Here is a 22,265-nt window from a genome sequence, read left to right on the forward strand (position 1 = left end):
TGCTTGCCGTGGCATCCGCCCGGCCTGGTAGCGGGGGTGGATGAGGCGGGCCGCGGTCCTCTGGCCGGCCCGGTCGTGGCGGCCGCCGTGATTCTCGATGACCTGAACCCGATCGCGGGCCTGGCCGATTCCAAGAAGCTCACGGCCGCGCGCCGTGAAGCGCTGTTCGACGAAATCCGCGCGAAGGCGCTGTGCTGCTCGATTGCCGAAGCCAGCGTGCAGGAGATCGACGAGCTCAATATCCTGCAGGCCACGATGCTGGCCATGCGCCGCGCGGTGATGGGGCTGCGCCTGAAACCCGTGCTGGTCCTGGTCGACGGCAACCGCATTCCGGTGCTGGACATGCAGGCCGAAGCGATCGTCAAGGGCGACGCCCTGGTCAAGGCGATTTCCGCGGCCTCGATCCTGGCCAAGGTGCACCGCGACCGCTGGTGCGAGCGCCTGCACGAACAGTATCCGGCCTATGGTTTTGCCGGCCACAAGGGCTATGGCACGCCGGCCCACCTGACGGCCTTGCAGGCGCATGGCGCCTGCCCCGAGCACCGGCGCTCGTTCTCGCCTGTCGCCCAGGTGCTGGCCCCCTCTTTTTTCTGAATCGCCATGACTTCACCTGTGACTGCCATCCATTCGCGTGACAACGCCTTCGTCAAGGAACTGCGCAAGCTTTCGCACGACAGCACGGCCTACCGCAAGCAGGGCCGGGTCTGGCTCGAAGGCGACCACCTGTGCCGCGCGGCGCTGGCGCGCGGCCTGCACCCCGAAATAGCGGTGTTCGCCGAATCGTTCTGGCCCCAGGTGCCGGCCGAATGGGCGCAGGCCGCAGGCAAGGTGGTGGTGCTCGCCGACGCGCTGTTTGCCGATATCAGCGGCCTGGAGTCGCCGGCGCGCATGGGCTATCTGCTCGAATGGCTGCCGGGGCAGGCGCCCCAGCCGGGCCTGGCGACCGTGGTGCTCGATCGCGTGCAGGACGCGGGCAATGTGGGCTCCATCCTGCGCAGCGCCGCAGCCTTTGGTTTCCTGCAGGTGGTCGCGCTCAAGGGCACGGCGGCGCTGTGGAGCCAGAAGGTGCTGCGCGCGGGCATGGGCGCGCATTTCGGCCTGCATCTGGTCGAGTCGGTCGAGGTCGATGCGCTTGACGCGCTGCAGGTGCCGCTGATCGTCACCAGCTCGCACCAGGGTGCGCTGATCCAGCATGCCCAGCTGCCCTGGCCCTGCGCCTGGGCCATGGGCCACGAGGGCCAGGGCGTGGGCGCGGCCGTCGAAGCGCGCGCGGCGCTGCAGGTGCGCATCGCCCAGCCTGGGGGCGAGGAGTCGCTCAATGTCGCGGCCGCGGCGGCAATCTGTCTGCATGCGAGTGCGCTGGGGGCGGCAGGCTAGGGCCAGCCCTCGGAAAAGATTCACGAGCCTTGGGCAGGCGCACCAAGAACGTGCGCGGCGCGGCCGTATAGGTCTTCTGCGCTCTCGGGTAATCCCGGGCGCAGCCACGAGCCCGTCATGGTGCACGGCTATAATGGGCGGCTTTCAAGCATTCCACATCTACGCCTAGCGCCGCTTCGAGCCTTCCCCCGCAACACAAGCTATAGCCAGACTCACGTCCAGGCTCGCTGGGCGTAACCGTAATTAGAACCGGAGAACCCAGTGCTTTTGTCTCTCAAGGGATCCTTCCCCCCAGCCATCTTGGCGCTCGCAGACGGCACGGTCTTTATCGGCAACTCGATCGGTGCACTCGGCACCACCGTCGGCGAAGTGGTGTTCAACACCGCGATCACCGGCTACCAGGAAATCCTCACCGACCCAAGCTATTGCCAGCAGATCGTGACCCTCACGTATCCGCACATCGGCAACTATGGTGTCAACGCCGAGGACATCGAGGCTGAAAAAGTCCACGCCGCAGGTTTGATCATCAAGGATCTGCCGCTGCTGGCAAGCAACTTCCGCTTGACGCACACCTTGCCCCAGTACCTGGTGCGCGAGAACACCGTCGCCATCGCCAACATCGACACCCGCAAGCTCACGCGCCTGCTGCGCGACAAGGGCGCGCAAAACGGTGCGATCGTGGGCCTGGCCGAGGGCGAAAGCGTGACCCCCGAGCGCATTGCCGCAGCGCTGGCCGCTGCCCAGGCTGCGCCTTCGATGAAGGGCCTGGACCTCGCCAAGGTGGTGTCCACGACCAAGACCTATACCTGGGACCAGACCGAATGGCAACTGGGGCAGGGCTACGGCCAGCAGACGGCGCCGCGTTTTCATGTCGTCGCCTATGACTTCGGCGTCAAGCTCAACATCCTGCGCATGCTCGCCGAGCGCGGCTGCAAGCTCACGGTGGTGCCCGCGCAGACGTCGGCCGCCGAGGTGCTGGCTTTGAATCCCGACGGCGTGTTCCTGTCGAACGGCCCGGGCGACCCGCAGCCCTGCGACTACGCCATCGAGGCGGTCAAGGAACTGATCGAGTCCGGCGTGCCGACCTTCGGCATCTGCCTGGGCCACCAGATCATGGCCCTGGCTTCGGGCGCGACCACGTTCAAGATGGACAACAGCCACCATGGCGCCAACCACCCGGTCAAGGACCTGGACACGGGCCGCGTGAGCATCACGAGCCAGAACCATGGCTTCGCGGTCGACATGGCATCGCTGCCGGCCAACCTGCGCCCCACGCACGTGAGCCTGTTCGACGGCACGCTGCAGGGCCTGGAGCGCACCGACAAGCCCGCGTTCTGCTTCCAGGGTCACCCCGAAGCATCGCCCGGCCCGCACGACATCGCGTACATGTTTGACCGCTTCACGGCATTGATGGCCAAGGCCCAGGAGAATAAATAATGCCAAAGCGCACAGACCTCAAAAGCATTCTGATCATCGGCGCCGGCCCCATTGTCATCGGCCAGGCCTGCGAGTTCGACTACTCGGGCGTGCAGGCCTGCAAGGCGCTGCGCGAAGAGGGTTACAAGGTCATCCTGATCAACAGCAACCCCGCGACGATCATGACCGACCCGGCCACGGCCGACGTCACCTACATCGAGCCCATCACTTGGCAGACGGTCGAGAAGATCATCGCCAAGGAGCGCCCCGACGCCATCCTGCCGACCATGGGTGGCCAGACCGCGCTGAACTGCGCGCTCGACCTGTGGCGCAATGGCGTGCTGGAAAAATACAGCGTCGAGCTGATCGGCGCCACGCCCGAAGCCATCGACAAGGCCGAAGACCGGCTGAAGTTCAAGGACGCGATGACCAAGATCGGTCTGGGTTCGGCGCGCTCGGGCATTGCCCACAGCATGGACGAAGCCTGGACCGTGCAAAAGCAGATGGGCTTTCCCACGGTGATCCGCCCGAGCTTCACGCTCGGTGGCACGGGTGGCGGCATTGCCTACAACCCCGAAGAGTTCGAGACCATCTGCAAGCGCGGCCTCGAAGCTTCGCCGACCAACGAGCTGCTGATCGAAGAGTCGCTGCTCGGCTGGAAAGAGTACGAGATGGAAGTGGTGCGCGACAAGGCGGACAACTGCATCATCATCTGCTCGATCGAGAACCTGGACCCGATGGGCGTGCACACCGGCGACTCGATCACCGTCGCGCCCGCGCAGACGCTGACCGACAAGGAATACCAGATCATGCGCAATGCCTCGCTGGCAGTGCTGCGTGAAATCGGTGTCGACACCGGCGGCTCGAACGTGCAGTTCTCGGTGAACCCTGTCGACGGCCGCATGATCGTCATCGAGATGAACCCGCGCGTGTCGCGCTCGTCGGCGCTCGCTTCCAAGGCCACGGGTTTCCCCATCGCCAAGGTCGCGGCCAAGCTGGCCGTGGGCTATACGCTGGACGAACTCAAGAACGACATCACGGGCGGCGCCACGCCCGCGTCGTTCGAGCCTTCGATCGACTACGTGGTCACCAAGATCCCGCGTTTCGCGTTTGAGAAGTTCCCCACGGCCGACAACCGCCTGACGACGCAGATGAAGTCGGTCGGCGAAGTCATGGCCATAGGCCGCACCTTCCAGGAGTCGTTCCAGAAGGCGCTTCGCGGCCTCGAAGTCGGCGTGGACGGCATGAACGAGAAGACCCAGGACCGCGAGACCCTGGAAAAGGAACTGGGCGAGCCCGGTCCCGACCGTATCTGGTACGTGGGCGATGCGTTTGCCATGGGCCTGTCGGTGGACGAAGTGTTCAACCTGACCAAGATCGACCGCTGGTTCCTGGTGCAGATCGAGCAGATCGTCAAGATCGAACTCGAGCTCGACGAGCTCTACGCCGCCCAGGGCGAAGGCGCGCTGGCCGCGCTGGACGCCGCGACGCTGCGCACGCTCAAGCAAAAGGGCTTCTCGGACCGCCGCCTGGCCAAGCTGCTGCACACCACGGAGCATGTGGTGCGCGCCGCGCGCCATGCGCTCGATGTGCGTCCCGTGTACAAGCGCGTGGACACCTGCGCCGGTGAATTTGCGACCGACACGGCCTACATGTACTCGACGTATGACGAAGAGTGCGAAGCCGCGCCTACCGACAAGAAGAAGATCATGGTGCTCGGCGGCGGTCCCAACCGCATCGGTCAGGGCATCGAGTTCGACTATTGCTGCGTGCATGCCGCGCTCGCCATGCGCGAGGACGGCTATGAAACCATCATGGTCAACTGCAACCCCGAAACCGTGTCCACCGACTACGACACCTCGGACCGCCTGTACTTCGAGTCGCTGACGCTCGAGGACGTGCTCGAGATCGTGGCCGTGGAAAAGCCCATGGGCGTGATCGTGCAGTATGGCGGCCAGACGCCCTTGAAGCTCGCGCTGGGCCTAGAGGAAGCCGGCGTGCCCATCATCGGCACCTCGCCCGACATGATCGACGCCGCCGAAGACCGTGAGCGCTTCCAGAAGATGCTGCACACGCTGGGCCTGCGCCAGCCGCCCAACGCCACCGCGCGTACCGACGCCGAAGCGCTGGAAAAGGCCGCCACGCTGGGCTACCCGCTGGTCGTGCGCCCGAGCTATGTGCTTGGCGGCCGCGCGATGGAAATCGTGCACGAGCAGCGCGACCTCGAGCGCTACATGCGTGAAGCCGTCAAGGTCAGCCATGACTCGCCGGTGCTGCTCGACCACTTCCTGTCCAACGCCATTGAGTGTGACGTGGACTGCATCCGCGACGTCGAAGGCAAGGTGTTCATCGGCGGCGTGATGGAGCACATCGAGCAGGCCGGCGTGCACTCGGGCGACTCCGCGTGCTCGCTGCCGCCTTACTACCTGGCCAAGGACACGATCGAGGAAATCAAGCGCCAGACCGCGGCCATGGCCGAAGGCCTGAACGTGGTGGGCCTGATGAACGTGCAGTTCGCGATCCAGGAGCGTGACGGCAAGGACGTGATCTACGTGCTCGAAGTCAACCCGCGTGCCTCGCGCACCGTGCCTTTCGTCTCCAAGGCCACGGGCATCCAGCTGGCCAAGGTGGCCGCACGCTGCATGGTCGGCCAGACGCTGGCCTCGCAGGGCGTGACCAAGGAAGTGACGCCCCCGTACTTCAGCGTCAAGGAAGCCGTGTTCCCGTTCGTCAAGTTCCCCGGCGTGGACACCATCCTTGGCCCCGAAATGAAGTCGACCGGCGAAGTCATGGGCGTGGGCAAGACCTTCGGCGAAGCCTTCGTCAAGAGCCAGCTGGGCGCGGGCACGCTGCTGCCCCAGTCGGGCCGCGTGTTCCTCACGGTGAAGAACAACGACAAGGCACGCGCCGTGGTCATTGCACGCGAACTGGCTGCCATGGGCTTCGAGCTGGTGGCCACCAAGGGCACGGCCGCGGCGATCGCCGAGGCCGGCATCGCGGTGCAGGTGGTCAACAAGGTCACCGAAGGCCGTCCGCACATCGTCGACATGATCAAGATGGGCGATATCGCCATGGTGATCAACACCGTCGAAGAGCGCCGCAATGCGATTGCCGACTCGCGTGCCATCCGCACCAGCTCGCTGCTGGCGCGCGTGACCACCTTCACGACCATCTTCGGCGCGGAAGCCGCGGTCGAAGGCATGAAGAGCATGAACAACCTGGAGGTCTATTCCGTCCAGGAGTTGCATGCCCAACTGGCCCAGGCTTGAGCGCCAGGCCGGGTTATACCGGGTGAATGCCGCGCCAATCGCGGCATAATGAGCCCATGACCAGAAACCGCCGCGCGGCAACGTGCGGCGGTTTGCTTTTGGGGCGTGCGTTGGCCGCCCCGGGCAATGCAGCCCCGTATCCCGGGCATCCGCTGGTTTTTTTATGAATTGCCGCGCCAGGCGCGGAGCATGCTGAACGTGGAGATTCAACAATGACCACCATTCCCATTACCAAGCGCGGTGCGGAAAAACTCAAGACCGAGCTGCACCGTCTCAAGACCATAGAGCGCCCCAGCGTGATCCAGGCAATCGCCGAGGCCCGCGCCCAGGGCGACCTCAGCGAAAACGCCGAGTACGAAGCCGCCAAGGACCGCCAGGGCTTCATCGAAGGCCGCATCCTCGAAGTCGAGGGCAAGCTGTCGGCCGCGCAGATCATCGACCCCACGGCCGTCGATGCGGGCGGGCGCGTGGTGTTTGGCGCCACCGTCGACCTCGAGGACGAGAACACCGGCGACAGCGTGACCTACCAGATCGTGGGCGAAGATGAAGCCGACCTGAAGCAAGGCCTGATCAATATCTCCAGCCCGATCGCGCGTGCGCTGATCGGCAAGGAAGAGGGCGACACCGCCGAAGTCCAGGCCCCGGGCGGCCTGCGCCGCTACGAAGTGGTGGCCGTGCGCTACCTCTGAGCCGCGCGATGGCGAATTTCGCTTCCCAGCTGCCTGAGCGCCTGCCGGCGCTCGCTGCCGCGCTGTGGTGGGGCGGGCTGAGCGTGGTCGGCTTTATCGCCGTGCCGCTGCTGTTCGCCCACCTGCCGTCGCCGGCCATGGCCGGGCGCATGGCGGCGACGCTGTTCACGGCCCAGACCTGGGTGTCGGTGGCCTGCACGGCCTTGTTGCTGGTGCTGGCCAAGCGCCGCCATGCGCAGGCTGAAGAGCCCTGGGCGCGCGATGTGCTGGTCTGGGTGATCGTCGGCATGCTGCTGGCACTGCTGGTGCAGTTCGGCGTCTCGCCGCGCATCGTGGCGAAGCAGGATCTGAAGCTGTGGCACAGCGTGGGCACATTGATGTATGCCGTGCAATGGCTGTGCGCGTTGCGGGTGTTATGGCGTACCTGCGCTGCGCCGCGTTGAATGCCACGGCGCAGCGCGCCGGAGCGAAAAAAAGGCGGTTCCCAGGAACCGCCTTTTTTGTCTGCCAGGGCGCAGGGCGCCCGGATGGATCACTCGTGCCAGTAGTCCGCGACCCAGGTCGCGGGCTTGATGAAACGAAAACGCCGGTTGCGCCGGCCGGCCAAGGCGTCCGGCGGATTGCATTCGCCGTGGAAGATCACCACGCGCGCGCCTGCGGGCACGAACGGCGGCTTCCAGTAGTTCGTCGGCCAGGACGGAATGCCGTGGTATTTGAAGCTCGGGCACCATTCGGCAGGCCAGTACTGCAGCTTGCCCTGGCGGTGCAGGAAGTCGGACAGATAGGCCTGCTCGTTGCGGAACTGCTTGCGGATTTCCTCGAAGTGGCCGCGGAAGTACGCCAGCACATCGGGGTGCGCGCCCAGTTCCCAGCGGTACACGGACGAATTGCCCGTGATTCGCCAAGGGCGCTTGTAGTCGTGGATGATCAGGAATTCGCCCGGCTGCGTGAAGAACTCGTCGAGCGGGCCGGTGACGACCACGTCCACGTCAAGAAACAGCGCCGTGCCGCGCAGGCCATGCAGGTCGGGCGTGAAGGTGGCGAGCTTGGTCCAGCCGCGCTCGGGCAGGCCCTTGGGCAGGTCCAGCGAGGGAATCGGCAGGCACTCGACTTCGGCGCGAATCCCCTTGCTGTCATCGGTCAGGCAGATGAAGCGAAAATCACCCTGCAGATTGCGCCGCACCATGGCGTAGAGCCGGTTGACGTATTCAGGGCCGTATTTCGTGCCCCACTTCATGCAGATGACATGGCGCTCGCGCGCTGGAATATTCGGAATGGCGGTCATGGGCTGCGCAACAAAAAGACTTTAGTCGCCTTGTTGGCGTTTCTTGACCGATTTTTGCTTTACTTTGGCGCGTTTGATCGTGCCGCCTGCGGTCAGGCGCTGGTTGCCCAGCACGCGCAGCTGCTTGACTTCGGGGCGCTGGCCGCCGCGCGAGCTGAACTTGAGCACCTTGACGTCGCGCGGGCCGGGCATGCGGTCCTCGTCGACGGTCTTTTCCTTTTCGGGAATCGGGCGCCACAGCACCAGCAGCTTGCCGATGTGCTGGATAGGCGCGGCGCTGAGTTCCTCGGCGAGTTGTTGGTAGATCTGGTCGCGTGCGGCGCGATCGTCATTGAAGACGCGGACCTTGATCAGGCCGTGCGCATTGAGCGCCGCGTCGATTTCTTTTTGCACGGCGGGCGTGAGGCCGTCGCCGCCGATCATGACCACGGGGTCGAGATGGTGGGCGTTGGCGCGGTGTTCCCGGCGCTCGGCGGGAGTCAATTGAATTTGGGGCATGGCCCGTATTATCTAGGCAGGACGTAATCAGCATGAAAACCAAGACCAAAAGTAAGAAGGTCAATAAGGCATGGCTCAATGACCATGTCAACGACACCTATGTCAAACTCGCCAAGATCGAGGGGTTCCGTGCCCGCGCGGCCTACAAGCTCAAGGAGATCGACGAGCAGCTGGGGCTGATCCAGCCCGGCGACTTCGTGGTCGATCTGGGCTGCACGCCCGGGGCCTGGAGCCAGTACGTACGCCGCAAGCTCTCGCCCAAGGGTGCGGCGGTGGGCGAGCTCAACGGCCGCATCATCGGCCTGGACCTGCTGCACATGGAGCCCATCGAAGGCGTGCATTTCATCCAGGGCGATTTTCGCGAGGAAGAGGTGCTGGCCCAGCTCGAAGGCCTGCTCGGCGACAGCAAGGTCGATGTGGTGGTGTCGGATATGGCACCAAATTTGTCGGGTAATGACGCGACCGACGCCGCGCGCATCTCGCTGCTGGTCGAATTGGCCGTGGATTTCACCAAGCAGCACATGAAGCCCGAAGGCGCGCTGGTCGTGAAGCTGTTCCACGGCAGCGGCTACAGCGAACTGGTCGAGCTGTTCAAGCAGACCTTCAAGACCGTCAAGCCTATCAAGCCCAAGTCTTCGCGCGTGAAGTCGTCGGAAACCTTTCTGGTGGGCATGGGTCTGAAGTAGACCCTGGCCCGGCACCCTGGGAATACCCTTGAATGTCCATGCGCCCATAGGCAAGATCAAGGGAATTATGGGTATGCCGCCTTGAAGCACCTAAAATGGTCCCCAAATGGGTCATGAAGATTTCATGATCCTTTCTCTGCATTCCATCTGGAGCCCCGCTTGAACAATCAGTGGTTTTCAAAAATTGCCGTGTGGCTGGTCATCGCCATGGTGCTGTTTACGGTGTTCAAACAATTTGACACCCGTACCAGTGCTGCGTCCGGTCACATCGGCTATTCCGAATTTCTGGAAGAAGTTCGCAACAACCGCATCAAGAGTGCGACCATCCAGGAAGGACAGGGCGGCACCGAGATCGTCGCCATCGCGGCGGACGGCAGCCGGCTGCGCACGACGGCCACCTACCTCGACCGCGGTCTGGTGGGCGACCTGATCAACAACGACGTCAAGTTCGACGTCAAGCCCCGCGAAGAAGGATCGCTCCTGATGTCGCTGCTCGTGAGCTGGGGCCCTATGCTGCTGTTGATCGGCGTGTGGGTCTATTTCATGCGCCAGATGCAAGGCGGCGGCAAGGGCGGAGCGTTCAGCTTTGGCAAGAGCAAGGCGCGCATGCTCGACGAGAACAACAACACCGTGACTTTCGCCGACGTCGCAGGCTGCGACGAGGCCAAGGAAGAGGTCAAGGAAGTCGTCGACTTCCTGAAAGACCCGAGCAAGTTCCAGAAGCTCGGCGGCCGCATTCCGCGCGGTCTGCTGCTCGTCGGCCCTCCGGGCACGGGCAAGACCCTGCTCGCCAAGTCGATCGCCGGCGAAGCCAAGGTACCGTTCTTCAGCATTTCGGGCTCCGACTTCGTTGAAATGTTCGTCGGCGTGGGCGCGGCGCGCGTGCGCGACATGTTCGATAACGCCAAGAAAAATGCTCCCTGCATCATCTTCATCGACGAAATCGATGCAGTCGGTCGCCAGCGTGGCGCGGGCGTGGGCGGCGGCAATGACGAGCGTGAGCAGACGCTGAACCAGATGCTGGTCGAGATGGATGGTTTCGAGACCAATGTGGGCGTGATCGTGGTCGCGGCAACGAACCGTCCCGACATTCTCGATGCCGCGCTGCTGCGCCCCGGTCGTTTCGACCGCCAGGTCTACGTGACGCTGCCCGATATCCGTGGCCGCGAGCAGATCCTGAACGTGCACATGCGCAAGATTCCCGTGAGCCAGGACGTGAACCCCGGCATCATCGCGCGCGGCACGCCCGGCATGTCGGGTGCCGATCTGGCCAACCTGTGCAACGAATCCGCCTTGATGGCTGCGCGCCGCAATGCGCGCACCGTCGAGATGCAGGACTTCGAGAAGGCCAAGGACAAGATCATCATGGGCCCCGAGCGCAAGTCCATGGTCATGCCCGAGGAAGAGCGCCGCAACACGGCCTACCACGAAGCCGGCCATGCGCTGATCGGCAAGCTGCTGCCCAAGTGCGACCCCGTGCACAAGGTCACCATCATTCCGCGCGGGCGTGCGCTGGGCGTGACCATGAGCCTGCCCGAGAAGGACCGCTACTCCTTCGACAAGGAGTTCATGCTCAACCAGATCGCGATGCTGTTCGGTGGTCGCATTGCCGAAGAAGTGTTCATGCACCAGATGACCACCGGCGCGAGCAACGACTTCGAGCGCGCGACCCAGATCGCCCGCGACATGGTCACGCGCTACGGCATGACCGAAGCGCTGGGCCCCATGGTCTATGCGGAAAACGAAGGCGAAGTGTTCCTGGGCCGTTCGGTGACCAAGACCAACAACGTCAGCGAACAGACCATGCAGAAGGTCGACGAGGAAGTGCGCCGCATCATCGATGAGCAGTACCACCTGGCCCGCAAGCTGATCGAAGACAACAGCGACAAGATGCATGCGATGGCCAAGGCCATGCTCGAATGGGAAACCATAGACGCCGAGCAGCTCGACGACATCATGGCCGGCCGCGCGCCGCGTCCGCCCAAGGACTGGACGCCACGCACGCCTTCGTCGGGCGGCGACGATGCCAGCGGCGGCACGCCCGCCGTGACGGCGGATGCGCCAGTCGCACCCGCCGTGGATGCCCCGCCCAGCGCGGATGCGGCACCCAACGCCGCCTGACGCCTGGGGCAGCAACAATGACAGCGGGGCCTTCGGGCCCCGCTTTCTTTTGGCTAATCATTTTCAAATTCGGACAATTGACCATGCAGCAATGGCAGACCAGCCGCTTCCTGTTGGACCTTGGGCGCCCGCAGGTGATGGGCATCGTCAACGTGACGCCCGACTCGTTCTCGGACGGCGGGGCGCACGACAGCCTTGCCGGCGCGCTCGCGCACTGCGAGCAACTGCTCAAGGACGGCGCGGACATCCTCGACATCGGCGGTGAATCGACGCGCCCGGGCAGCCCGGCCGTGGGCCTGGCCGACGAACTCGCGCGCGTATTGCCGCTGGTGCGCGAGGCCGTGAAGCTGGGCGTGCCGATCTCGGTGGACACCTACAAGACCGAAGTGATGCAGGCCGTGCTCGACCTGGGCGCGGACATCATCAACGACATCTGGGCGCTGCGCCAGCCGGGCGCGGCCGCGGTGGTGGCGGCGCATGCGCAATGCGGGGTCTGCCTGATGCACATGCACAGCGTGCCGCAGAGCATGCACCGCGAGCACATGCAGGGCGATGCCGTCGTCCAGGTGCGCGATTTCCTTGCCGCCTCGGCGCAGGCGCTCGAAGCACTGGGCGTGGCGCGCCAGCGCATCGTGCTCGACGCCGGCACGGGCTTCGGCAAGACCGTGGCGCAGAATTTCGCGCTGCTCGCGCGCGAGGCGGAGTTGGCCGCGCTGGGTTACCCGCTGCTGGCCGGCTGGTCGCGCAAGGGCTCGCTGGGCCAGGTCACGGGCCTGGAGGTGGGCGAGCGCATGGTTCCCAGTGTCGCCGCGGCCCTGCTGTCGGTCGAGCGCGGCGCGCGCATCGTGCGCGTGCATGACGTGCGCGACACGGTGATGGCGCTCAAGGTATGGCAGGCAATGCACGACAATGCTGCATGGGCCGCTTGAACCGGCTTGAATTCAATAGATTGACAATGAAGGCTTGCAATGGCTCGTGAATATTTCGGCACCGACGGCATCCGTGGCACTGTCGGGCGCACTCCCATCACTCCTGACTTCGTGCTGCGCCTGGCGCATGCGGTGGGGCGCGTGCTGCGCCGCACGCAGCAGCGCCCGACGGTGCTGATCGGCAAGGACACACGGATCTCGGGCTATATGCTGGAAAGCGCGCTCGAGTCGGGCTTCAACTCCGCGGGCGTCGATGTGGTGCTGCTCGGGCCCTTGCCTACGCCGGGCGTGGCCTACCTCACGCGCACCCAGCGCGCGAGCCTGGGCGTGGTGATCAGTGCGAGCCACAACCCCTATCCCGACAACGGCATCAAGTTCTTCAGCGCCCAGGGCAGCAAACTGCCCGACAGCTGGGAAGAAGAGGTCGAGCGCGCATTGAAGGAAGAGCCCGTCTGGGCCGACTCCGCGGCCCTGGGCAAGACCCGGCGCCTCGACGATGCCGCAGGCCGCTACATCGAGTTCTGCAAGAGCACGTTCTCGCACGACCTCACGCTCAAGGGCCTGAAGATCGTGGTCGACGCGGCCCATGGTGCGGCCTACCAGATCGCGCCCAAGGTGTTCCACGAACTCGGCGCCGAAGTCATTGCCATGGGCTGCGCGCCCGATGGCCTGAACATCAACGATGGCGTGGGCGCGACCCATCCCGAAGCGATGGTGCTCGCTGTGCGCGCCAATGGCGCGGATTACGGGATTGCGCTTGACGGCGATGCCGACCGGCTGCTGGTCGTGGACGCCAAGGGGCGGCTTTACAACGGCGATGAGCTGCTGTACCTGCTGGCCGCCGATCGCCTTGCGCGCGGCCAGACCGTGCAGGGTGTGGCCGGTACCCTGATGACCAATCTCGCGGTGGAGTCGGCGCTCAAGGCGCAGGGCGTGGGTTTCGTGCGCGCCAAGGTCGGTGACCGCTATGTGCTCGAAGAACTCGCGCGCAATGGCTGGCTGCTCGGTGGCGAGGGCTCGGGCCATCTGCTGGCGCTCGATTGCCACACCACGGGCGACGGCCTGATCAGCGCCCTGCAGGTATTGCAGGCCTGTGTGCGCAGCGGCAGGACGCTGGCCCAATGGCTTGAAGCCGTGCCGCTGTACCCCCAGGTGCTGATCAACGTACGCCTGGCTCCCCGCCAGGATTGGAAAAACAACGCGTTGCTCGACCAGACGCTGGCTGCCGTGCAGGCCGAGCTCGGCGACACGGGGCGCGTGCTGATCCGCCCGAGCGGCACCGAGCCGCTGCTGCGGGTCATGGTCGAAGCGCGCGACCAGCAGCAGGCAAGCCGCTGCGCGCAACAACTGGCCGACGCGGCCCGCGCAGGGTGAATGGGAGGCACCCCCTGAGCCGCTGACGCAGCTTCCCCCTCTCACCCTTCGGTGGAGGGGGGCGCCCGGCCAGGGACGGCAGCCTTGCTGCGGGGCGGCCCTTGCTCGCTGCGCCAGCGCCGGGCCACGCCAGGTTCCTGAGGCCATGGATCAGCGATTCGAGGATGCAGCGGTGGGCGCTGGCGTTCAGGCGTTGGGCGTGGAGAACACCGGGGCCTGGCGGCTGCGCAGGAATTGCAGCAGGTCTTCGCCAGGGGGCAGGGGGCGGCTGAAGTAGTAGCCCTGGGCTTCGTCGCAGCCCATGTCGCGCAGGAACTGCAGCTGGGCTTCGGTTTCCACGCCTTCGGCCGTGGTCTGCATGCCCAGTGCCTGGGCCATGCGGATGATGGCGCTGACGATCGCGCGATCGTTGCCGTCGTGGTCCAGATCCTGCACGAACGACTGGTCGATCTTGAGCTTGTAGATCTGGAAGCGCTTGAGCTGGCTCAGCGATGAGTAGCCGGTGCCGAAGTCGTCGATCGACAGGCGCACGCCGCGCGAGCGCAGCTGGTCCATGGTCGCGGTGGCGGCGCGGGGGTCGTCCACCGCCACGCCTTCGGTCAATTCGAGTTCCAACGCATCGGGCGGCACGGCGGCGGCGTGCAGGATCTGGCTGACCAGGTCGGGCAGCTGCGGCTGGTGGAACTGGATGGCAGACAGGTTGACCGCGACCTTGAGGTCGGTGAGGCCGGCGTTGCGCCAGGCCTTGAGCTGTTTGACCGCATTGCGCAGCACCCATTCGCCGATCTGCAGGATCTGGCCCGTGTCCTCGGCCACGGGAATGAACTCCGAAGGCGAGATCGGTCCGAGCTTGGGATGGTTCCAGCGCAGCAGGGCTTCTACGCTGTGCACGCGGCCGGTGCGTATGCGCACCTGGGGCTGGTAGTGCAACTGCAGCTCGTCGCGCTCCAGCGCCCGGCGCAGCGCATTCTCGAGCTGCAGCGCGCGCAGCGACTGGGCGCGCATTTCGGGCGTGAAGAAGCGGAAGGTGTTGCGGCCGTCGAGCTTGGCGTGGTACATCGCGACATCGGCCGACTGCGTGAGCGTGTCGAAGTCCATGCCGTCCTGCGGGTACAGCGCGATGCCCATGGACGGCGCCATGGTCAGTTCATGGTGGTCGATCTGGTAGGGCTGGCGCGAGGCTTCGAGCAGCTTGTCGGCGACGCGCGCCGCGCCGTGGGCGTTGGCACCCGGCAGCAGCAAGACGAATTCGTCGCCGCCGATGCGCGAGACCGTGTCCTTTTCGCGCACCACCGAGCGCAGCCGCTTGGCGATCTGCACCAGCAAGGTGTCGCCCACGCGGTGGCCCAGCGAGTCATTGACATGCTTGAAGTGGTCCAGGTCGAGAAAGATCGCGGCCAGCGGCGTGTCGTTGTCACGCGCGAGCTGGATGGCCTGGGCGCTGCGGTCGGCAAGCAGCGTGCGGTTGGGCAGGCCGGTCAGCGGGTCGTAGTGCGCGAGCCAGTAGATGCGGTCCTGGTCGCGCTTGCGGTCGGCCATCTCGCGGTGCAGGTCTTCGACCGTGGCGCTGAGTTCGCGCGTGCGGTCGCGCACCTGCTGCTCGAGCTGCTCGTGCACCTTGGCCAGTGCCGCCTGGGCCTGGGTGCGCTCGGTGATGTCGACCGTGATCCAGATCGTGCCCTGGCTGGGGTCGGTGGCATCGATGAGCTTGCAGCGCACTTCGCAGATCACCGTGCCGCCGTCCTTCTTGCTGAGCATCATTTCGCCCTCGAAGCTCAGGCCCACGGTCAGCTGGCGTGTGAAGCTCTCCTCGAGGCGCTCCCATTCGGCGGCGCTTGCGAACCAGTTGTGCGCGCTGGTGCCGATCAGCTCGCCCGGTCCGTAGCCCAGCATGGTCTCGAAGTGGCCATTGCAGCGCGTGAGGTGACCGCGGCGCATGAAGATGATGCCTACGCTCGCATGGTCGAACAGCAACTGCTTTTCGCGCAGCGCGGTGTTGAGCATGGCCTGGGCCTGGCGCTGTTCGTCGATGTCGTCGAGGGTCCAGATCGAACCTTCCTCGGGCCTGGCGGGGTTGATCAGCCGGCCGGTGACGTCGCCCCAGAAAAGCGCACCATTGTGGCGGCGCAACTGGCATTCGGTGCGAAACGTCAGCCCCTTGGACATGCGCACTCTGGCGAGCTTGCCGAGGCGGTAAAAGGTACGGGTGTCGGGATGGAAGGATGCCCCATGGCGCCCCAGCATATCGCCCGGCGCTGGATGGCCGAAAATCTCGGCGCAGCGTTCGTTGCAGCGTACGATTTCCTGCCTGTGCATGAACGCAATGCCCACGCCGGCGCTGGCCAGAAGGGTGTGCTGCTCGCGCATGATGCGCTCAATTGCGTCGAGTGGGACGGTATTGGAGGACGGCACTGGGAGCGCTCTAGCGAATGGGGTGGGCCCGGTGCGGCAAATGCTGGGGACCCTCTGCACAAATCCCTGCGGCCGTTGGCAGCACGGGATCGGGCGGTCCGCTGCGTTGCTTTTCTTGCCAATAGCCGAGCTATTGGCGGCGAAAAGACGCCTTGCGGCCCATCCCGACCCGCACCACCACCGTCTCGCGAGGTTTGTGCAGAGGATCCCTATCGCTCCACTGGGCAATGGATGTTAATGAAGTGTAGCATTTGATACTTATTTTCCATCTCGCCGGTCCCACCTGCTGGTGGTGCACGGCCCCGCATGCCCACCTCCGTGTGCGGGTTGCTGCATTACGGCGCGTCTGGCGTGGGCGGCCGCAGCCCATACAGCAGACCATGGCGCAGCGATCCCTGGGTGACGCGCATTTCCTCGATTCCGAACAACTCGAACACGGCGTGCATCACGCTCACGCCGCCACCGATCACCGGGCGCAATTCTTCGCGCAGCCCGGCGAGATGCACCGCGCTGCTGTGGCCCTCCTGCTGCAGCCGGGTCTGGAGCCAGCCCAGGCCCTGGCGCGTGATCAGGCCCGGGACACCGGTCTGGGCTGCGAGCACCCTGCTGATCGCCCCCGCTGTGCCGGATGCGCCATATGCCTGCTCCCAGTGGGCCGCAGCGAACGCCTCGGCCTGCGGCTGCAGCACGGCGCGTGCGCTGGCCTGCGCTGCGGCAAACTGCTCGGGCCGCAGGCCGCCGTCGGAAAAATGCCGCAGCGACCAGGCCACGCTGCCTATCTCCACCGAGCGCGTGAGATGCGCAGCCAAACCCTGTCCCAGGCACAGCTCGGTCGAGCGCCCGCCAATGTCGACCACCAGGCGCCGGCGCGACGAGGGCGGCAACAGCCGCGCCACGCCCTGGTAGATGAGGCGGGCTTCTTCCTCGCCGCCGATGACTTCGATGGGCACGCCTAAAATCGCACTGCCGTGCGCGAGAAACAGTGCGCGGTTGGTGGCTTCGCGCAGGGTCTGCGTCGCCACGGCGCGCACGCGCTCGCGCGGCAAGTCGGCGATCAGCGGCGCAAAACGCTGCAGACAGGCCCAGCCGCGCTCCATGGCCTCGCTGCTGAGCTGCCCCTGCGCGTCTAGCGATCCGCCCAGGCGTATGGTTTCCTTGCGACAGGTTTGTGACACAAGGCGCTCGCCAGCGAAATGTCCGATTTCCAGCAGGCAGCTGTTGGAGCCGATATCGATGGCGGCAAGCAGGCTGGCGTTTTGCATGGAGGGAAGACAGAAAAGTCAAAAAAGCGCGCAGCTTAGCATCTTGGCTCGGCTGCGTCCGGCTGCCGTGCCAGCCGAGGGCGCAAGATATTCCGCGCCATGGGTGAATGTCACTGTCATCGCGCTGACACAGAAGCGGTAAATACTGGGCGGCGCCGCGTCTTTCGCACGTTGTAGGATTGTTTGTGACCACTCTGACCTCTACCCACCCGGAGCGCGCTGCCCCTTTGGACGCCGAAGCGACCAGTCTCACATCGCCCGTCGATGACGCTGCCGCGGGCGTCGAGCCGACGCCTGCCGCACAGGACGCTGCGCCGTGCGTTGCACAGGCCGGCGCAGCGCCAGCGCCTGTACCCGCGGTCGACGCCACGCTCAACGGTGTGCTGCTCGATCGGGATCATTGCATCCTGGCGTTCAACGACCGGGTGCTCGATTGGGCGGTACGCGCCGACGTGCCTTTGCTCGAGCGCCTGCGCTACCTGTGCATCGTGTCGTCCAATCTCGATGAGTTCTTCGAGGTCCGGGCCGCGCCGCACATCACGGCCGAGCTCAGCGGTGACGGCCAGGGCGCCTATACCACGGCCTCGTTCCAGGCCTTGATGGAGCAGGCCCACCAACTCGTGGCGCGCCAGTACGAGCTCTACAACAAGGCACTCGTGCCGGCTTTCGAGCGCCAGGGCATACGCATCCTCTCGCATGGCGACCGCTCAAGCGTGCAGCGGCGCTGGGTGCGCGAATATTTCCTGTCCGAAGTCCGGCCCTTGCTGATTCCGCTGGGGCTGGACCCGGCGCATCCGTTTCCCCAGGTCGCGAACAAGGCGCTGAATTTCATTGTCCGCCTCAAGGGGCCGGATGCGTTCGGTCGCACCAACGAGGTGGCGATCGTGAAGGTGCCGCGCGCCTTGCCGCGCTTGATCCGGCTGCCGGCCAAGGTCGCGGGCAAGCAGCGCGTGTTCGTGAGCCTGTCGAGCATCGTGCGCGCCCATCTCAAGGAGCTGTTCCCGGGGCGTGAAGTGGTCGAGTTCTCGCAGTTCCGCGCGACCCGCCATTCCGAACTCGCCGTGGACGAGGAAGATGTCGGCAACCTGCGCATGGCATTGCGCCAGGGGCTGCACCACCGCCACTACGGCCAGGCCGTGCGCCTCGAAGTGTCCGCGGGCTGCTCGCCCTTCCTCGCCGACCTGCTGCTCGCGCAGTTCCACCTGCCGCCGCAGGCCTTGTTCCGCGTGCCTGGCCCGGTCAATCTGGTGCGCCTGGGGCAATTGGTCGATCTGGTCAACGATGCGTCGCTGCTGTTCCCGCCATGGCAGCCTGTGTGGCCGCGGCAGCTGCAGCGTGGCGCGTCGGTGATGGCGCAGTTGCGCCAGCGCGATGTGCTGATCCACCAGCCGTTCGAAAGCTTCGAAGGCGTGCTGGCGCTGCTGCGCGAGGCCGTGAACGACCCGCAGGTGCTGGTGATCAAGCAGACCATTTACCGCACCGGGTCGGACTCGGAACTGATGGACCTGCTGGCCGAGGCCGTGCGCCGCGGCAAGGAAGTCATGGCCGTGGTCGAGCTCAAGGCGCGTTTCGACGAGGAAGCGAACATCAACTGGGCCGAAGCGCTGGAGCTTGTGGGCGCGCAGGTGGTCTATGGCGTGGTCGGTCTCAAGACCCACGCCAAGATGATGCTGATCACGCGGCGCGAAGGCCGGCGCCTGCGCCGCTATGGGCATCTGTCGACGGGCAACTACAACCTGCGCAGCGCCAGGCTCTACACCGACCTCGGCTATATGACGTCGGACCCCACGGTGACCGCCGATATGGACGAAGTGTTCAACCATCTGGCAAGCCACAACCGCCTGCCGCAACTGCAGCGCCTGATCATGGCGCCTTTCCATCTGCACGACCGGATGATTGCCTTCATTGCCCAGACCGGCGAGGCCGCAGCCAAGGGCCAGCCCGCGCGCATCGTCGCGAAGATGAATGCGCTGACCGACGAGGCGCTGATCCATGCGCTGATCGCGGCGGGGCAAAAGGGCGTGCAGATCGATCTGATCGTGCGCGGCGCCTGCATGCTCGCGCCGCAGCGCCCGGGCCTCACGGACAACATCCGCGTGCGCTCGGTGATCGGCCGTTTTCTCGAGCACACCCGGGTGTTCTATTTCCGCCAGGGCGAGAAGGAAGAGCTGTTTCTGTCCAGCGCCGACTGGATGAATCGCAACATGATGCGGCGCATAGAACTGGCCTGGCCGGTGCGCGACGCGGCGCTGCGCCAGCAGATCGTCGACGAGTGCCTCGTGGCCTACCTGCACGATGACCGCGATGCCTGGACGCTGGGCCCGGACGGCACCTACACACGCTCGCCGCGGCCCTTTGATGGCAATGGTGCGCAGAACGCGCTGATGGGGCGCTACGGACCGCCCAATTTAATCACCCCCTGAGCGGCTAACGCCGGATGGCCGGCCGCCCTGCGCGGGCCGCCCTACGCGGGCCGCCCTACGCGGGCCGCCCTACGCGGGTCGCCCTATGCGGGCCACCCTGCGCGGGCCACCCTGCGCGGGCCGCCCTATGCGGGCCACCCTACGCGGGCCGCCCTATGCGGGCCACCGCTTCCCCCTCTCATCCTTCGGTGGAGGGGGGCGCCCGGCTAGGGGCGCCCGGCGAGGGACGGCACCCTCGCTGCGGGGCGGCCCTTGCTTGGTGCCCCTGGGGTGGGAGTGCTATTTGTCAGGCTGGGCATGCATCTCGCGTTTGCCTGCCTCTCGAGGATTGTGGGCAGAGCCCTGTCCAGCGCAGGGCCGAATTTCAACCCAGGTTCAGTTCCAGCTGCCAGTGGGTCTTGAGCCAGGCCTGCTGTTCTTCCTGCAGCAAAAACGCCGACTGGGGATAGTTCTGTGACCAGTCGCTGCTCGCGCTGAGCTTGAAGCGCGGCCCGTCGGCTTCGATCTGCAGGCTTGCGAGCTCCGGCGGGCGCCGCGCATGGCACAGCAGCACGGCCAGGCGCAAGGCCAGCAATGGGTAGACATGCTGTGGCTCGGTGAGCATTTCGGGCTCGAGCTTGCGCAGCTTGCCGCGCTGGCCGCACACCAGTTGGGCCAGCAGGTCGCGCTCGGCCTGGGTAAAGCCCGCGGCCGTGGTGTTCTGCAGTACATAGGCACCGTGGCGGTGGTAGTTGCTGTGCGCGATATGGCTGCCGATCTCATGCAGCAGGGCCGCATGGCTCAGTGGTTTGTAATGCTCTGCAGAGGTCTCCGGGGCCAGTTGTTCGAGCAGGTTGCGCGCGACGCCTGCAACGCGATGTGCCTGGTCGGCATCGACGGAAAACTTCTGCATCAGGCCGTGCACGGCAGCCGTGCGCAGGTCCGTGCACAGCGGGTCCTGCTCGACCAGGGTGTGCAGCACGCCCTGGCGCAACGCCCCTTCGGCCACGCGCAGCGAGCGCAGCTGCAGCAGGTCGAACAGCGCCTGCATGATGCTCACGCCGCCGGCAATCACCGCGCGTCTATCTTCCTTGAGGCCTACGAGCCGGATCTGGTCGGTGGTCTGGGCGCGCACCAGGCTGTCGTGCAGCCATGCGAGCCCTTCGGCGTCGATGATGCCCGGCGTGCGCCCGCTTGCGGCCAGGATGTCGCCTATGGCCGCAGCCGTGCCCGAGGACGCATAGACGGCGTCCCAGTCGCCGCCGTGGATGCTGTCGAGCGCTTCGTCGAGCACCGCGCGCGCGGCCACGGCCGCGAGCGAGAACGCCGAGCGGCTGAGCTCGCCCTGCGGGAAGTAGCGCTGGGACCAGGCCACGCTGCCCAGGCGCAGCGACAGCGCCTGCTGCGCCTCCTGGTGCCGGCCCAGCACCAGCTCGGTCGAGCGCCCGCCGATGTCGATCACCAGCCGGCGTTCGTCGGAGGCCGGCAGCAGGCTGCTCACGCCGCGGTAGATCAGCCGGGCCTCTTCTTCGCCGGCAATGATTTCAATCGGGCAGCCCAGCAGTTCGGCGCCGCGTTGCACAAAGGCTTCGCGGTTGCGCGCCTCGCGCAGCGTCTGCGTTGCGACCGCGCGCACATGGCCGGCGGGAAAGCCCGCCAGGCGCTCGCCGAAGCGCGCCAGGCAGTCCCAGCCGCGCTGCATCGCCTCTTGGGAAAGAAAGCGTTCGGCGTCAAGGCCGCCGCCCTGGCGCACGGTTTCCTTGAGGTACTCCACGCGCTGGAAGTGGTGGTGGGAGAAGTGACCGATCTCGAGCCGGAAGCTGTTGGATCCGAGATCGATGGCGGCGAACAAATGGGCGTGGGGCATGGGCAGGAACCGGTCACGAAACGCAGGGCGTAGAGGGCAATGGGTGGTGCACGCCACGGCGCGCACCACCTCGTGGAGCGCAAGCGTACACCCGGAATATGGCAAGCGCGTGAAATCGATGCAACAGAAATATGGCGGGGCATCGACCTTGCGCCGCGAATGCATTCGCGGTGCTGCGCTGGCGCAGTCGAGTGCTTGGGAACACTCCAGGTTGTTGCTGATTTGCAATAACTATGAAAGGTATTTTTCGATAAATTTAAAGAATGATTAATAATAGAAGTTAGCTATCGGCGATATGAATTACATAGCCATTGATGTGCTTTTGCTTCATGCATCCCGGGGAGGCACTCAGCGCACCAGGTTTTCTTGGCAGCCGGTTCCGAGTCATTGGTTATCGAGGAGAAAATTTATGATGATGAATCTGGAGTTGGTTGATTTCAGGAAAAGCACTGTGGCAATTGCCGTGTCTTGTGTCTTGTGGGGCGCAAGCGGCGGTGCGTTGGCAAATCAACGGGGAAGCGCAGATTTCGCGAAGACTTTGCAGGATGTTGGAGCGAATCTCAAAAAAGCGGGTGTGCCGCCCCGGCCCCAGCCTGCAAATGAAAACGACAACACTCTTGCCGGCGAGTTGAGGAAGGCCGCGGCGCGGCGCCAACAAGCGACTGCGGTGCCCCTCCC

General features: G+C 65.3%; 16 protein-coding genes. 11 read left to right on the forward strand and 5 right to left on the reverse strand.

From position 1 onward, the window contains the following. Positions 1-3 precede the first annotated feature (3 nt). From rnhB to GVL12_RS10975, 6 genes are all read left to right on the forward strand, one after another. The gene (rnhB, locus tag GVL12_RS10950; protein ID WP_235033849.1) at positions 4-594 is read left to right on the forward strand and encodes a ribonuclease HII; all 591 of its coding nucleotides are present in this window, start codon (positions 4-6) and stop codon (positions 592-594) included. A 6-nt stretch (positions 595-600) separates the two neighbouring features. Further along, positions 601-1,377, forward strand: a complete 777-nt coding sequence (locus tag GVL12_RS10955) for an RNA methyltransferase (RefSeq protein WP_159913769.1) — start codon at positions 601-603, stop codon at positions 1,375-1,377. A gap of 267 nt (positions 1,378-1,644) precedes the next feature. Beyond that, positions 1,645-2,814, forward strand: a complete 1,170-nt coding sequence (gene carA / locus GVL12_RS10960) for a glutamine-hydrolyzing carbamoyl-phosphate synthase small subunit (RefSeq protein WP_200843682.1) — start codon at positions 1,645-1,647, stop codon at positions 2,812-2,814. After that, the gene (carB, locus tag GVL12_RS10965; RefSeq protein WP_159913773.1) at positions 2,814-6,062 is read left to right on the forward strand and encodes a carbamoyl-phosphate synthase large subunit; all 3,249 of its coding nucleotides are present in this window, start codon (positions 2,814-2,816) and stop codon (positions 6,060-6,062) included. Before carA ends, carB begins: the two co-directional genes overlap by 1 nt. 212 nt (positions 6,063-6,274) lie before the next feature. After that, the gene (gene greA, locus GVL12_RS10970; protein ID WP_159913775.1) at positions 6,275-6,751 is read left to right on the forward strand and encodes a transcription elongation factor GreA; all 477 of its coding nucleotides are present in this window, start codon (positions 6,275-6,277) and stop codon (positions 6,749-6,751) included. Positions 6,752-6,759: 8 nt separating this feature from the next. Continuing rightward, complete coding sequence (locus GVL12_RS10975) at positions 6,760-7,194, forward strand: DUF4149 domain-containing protein (protein ID WP_159913777.1); 435 nt, start codon at positions 6,760-6,762, stop codon at positions 7,192-7,194. Between the two features lie 89 nt (positions 7,195-7,283). Here GVL12_RS10975 and GVL12_RS10980 read toward each other — a convergent pair whose 3' ends face one another. Together GVL12_RS10980 and GVL12_RS10985 are read right to left on the reverse strand one after the other, a co-directional pair. Beyond that, the gene (locus GVL12_RS10980) at positions 7,284-8,036 is read right to left on the reverse strand and encodes a glycosyltransferase (protein ID WP_159913779.1); all 753 of its coding nucleotides are present in this window, start codon (positions 8,034-8,036) and stop codon (positions 7,284-7,286) included. Positions 8,037-8,057: 21 nt separating this feature from the next. Then, positions 8,058-8,534, reverse strand: a complete 477-nt coding sequence (locus GVL12_RS10985; protein WP_159913781.1) for a YhbY family RNA-binding protein — start codon at positions 8,532-8,534, stop codon at positions 8,058-8,060. 32 nt (positions 8,535-8,566) lie between these two features. Here GVL12_RS10985 and GVL12_RS10990 point away from each other — a divergent pair, with 32 nt between their 5' ends. The 4 genes from GVL12_RS10990 (at position 8,567) to glmM (ending at position 13,644) form a co-directional block, all read left to right on the forward strand. Next, a complete protein-coding gene (locus GVL12_RS10990) occupies positions 8,567-9,220 on the forward strand; it encodes an RlmE family RNA methyltransferase (RefSeq protein WP_159913783.1) in 654 nt (217 codons plus the stop codon). A gap of 159 nt (positions 9,221-9,379) precedes the next feature. Further along, positions 9,380-11,341, forward strand: coding sequence for an ATP-dependent zinc metalloprotease FtsH (gene ftsH / locus GVL12_RS10995; RefSeq protein WP_306770594.1), 1,962 nt, complete (start codon positions 9,380-9,382; stop codon positions 11,339-11,341). 83 nt (positions 11,342-11,424) lie between these two features. Further along, complete coding sequence (gene folP / locus GVL12_RS11000) at positions 11,425-12,270, forward strand: dihydropteroate synthase (RefSeq protein WP_159913785.1); 846 nt, start codon at positions 11,425-11,427, stop codon at positions 12,268-12,270. 39 nt (positions 12,271-12,309) lie between these two features. Further along, complete coding sequence (gene glmM / locus GVL12_RS11005) at positions 12,310-13,644, forward strand: phosphoglucosamine mutase (protein ID WP_159913787.1); 1,335 nt, start codon at positions 12,310-12,312, stop codon at positions 13,642-13,644. Between the two features lie 186 nt (positions 13,645-13,830). On the opposite strand, the gene GVL12_RS11010 is transcribed toward glmM, so the two are convergent. Together GVL12_RS11010 and GVL12_RS11015 are read right to left on the reverse strand one after the other, a co-directional pair. Further along, a complete protein-coding gene (locus tag GVL12_RS11010; RefSeq protein WP_159913789.1) occupies positions 13,831-16,011 on the reverse strand; it encodes an EAL domain-containing protein in 2,181 nt (726 codons plus the stop codon). A 380-nt stretch (positions 16,012-16,391) separates the two neighbouring features. After that, the gene (locus GVL12_RS11015; RefSeq protein WP_159913791.1) at positions 16,392-17,318 is read right to left on the reverse strand and encodes a Ppx/GppA family phosphatase; all 927 of its coding nucleotides are present in this window, start codon (positions 17,316-17,318) and stop codon (positions 16,392-16,394) included. A gap of 185 nt (positions 17,319-17,503) precedes the next feature. Between GVL12_RS11015 and ppk1 the strand changes: the two genes are divergently transcribed. Continuing rightward, complete coding sequence (ppk1, locus tag GVL12_RS11020) at positions 17,504-19,741, forward strand: polyphosphate kinase 1 (RefSeq protein WP_200843673.1); 2,238 nt, start codon at positions 17,504-17,506, stop codon at positions 19,739-19,741. A gap of 364 nt (positions 19,742-20,105) precedes the next feature. Here the strand turns inward: ppk1 and GVL12_RS11025 are convergent, their stop codons facing one another. After that, complete coding sequence (locus GVL12_RS11025; RefSeq protein WP_159913793.1) at positions 20,106-21,587, reverse strand: Ppx/GppA phosphatase family protein; 1,482 nt, start codon at positions 21,585-21,587, stop codon at positions 20,106-20,108. Between the last annotated feature and the right edge of the window lie 678 nt (positions 21,588-22,265).

Origin of the sequence: Pantoea sp. 18069 (genome assembly GCF_902706035.1) — a bacterium.
Taxonomy (GTDB): domain Bacteria; phylum Pseudomonadota; class Gammaproteobacteria; order Burkholderiales; family Burkholderiaceae_C; genus Comamonas.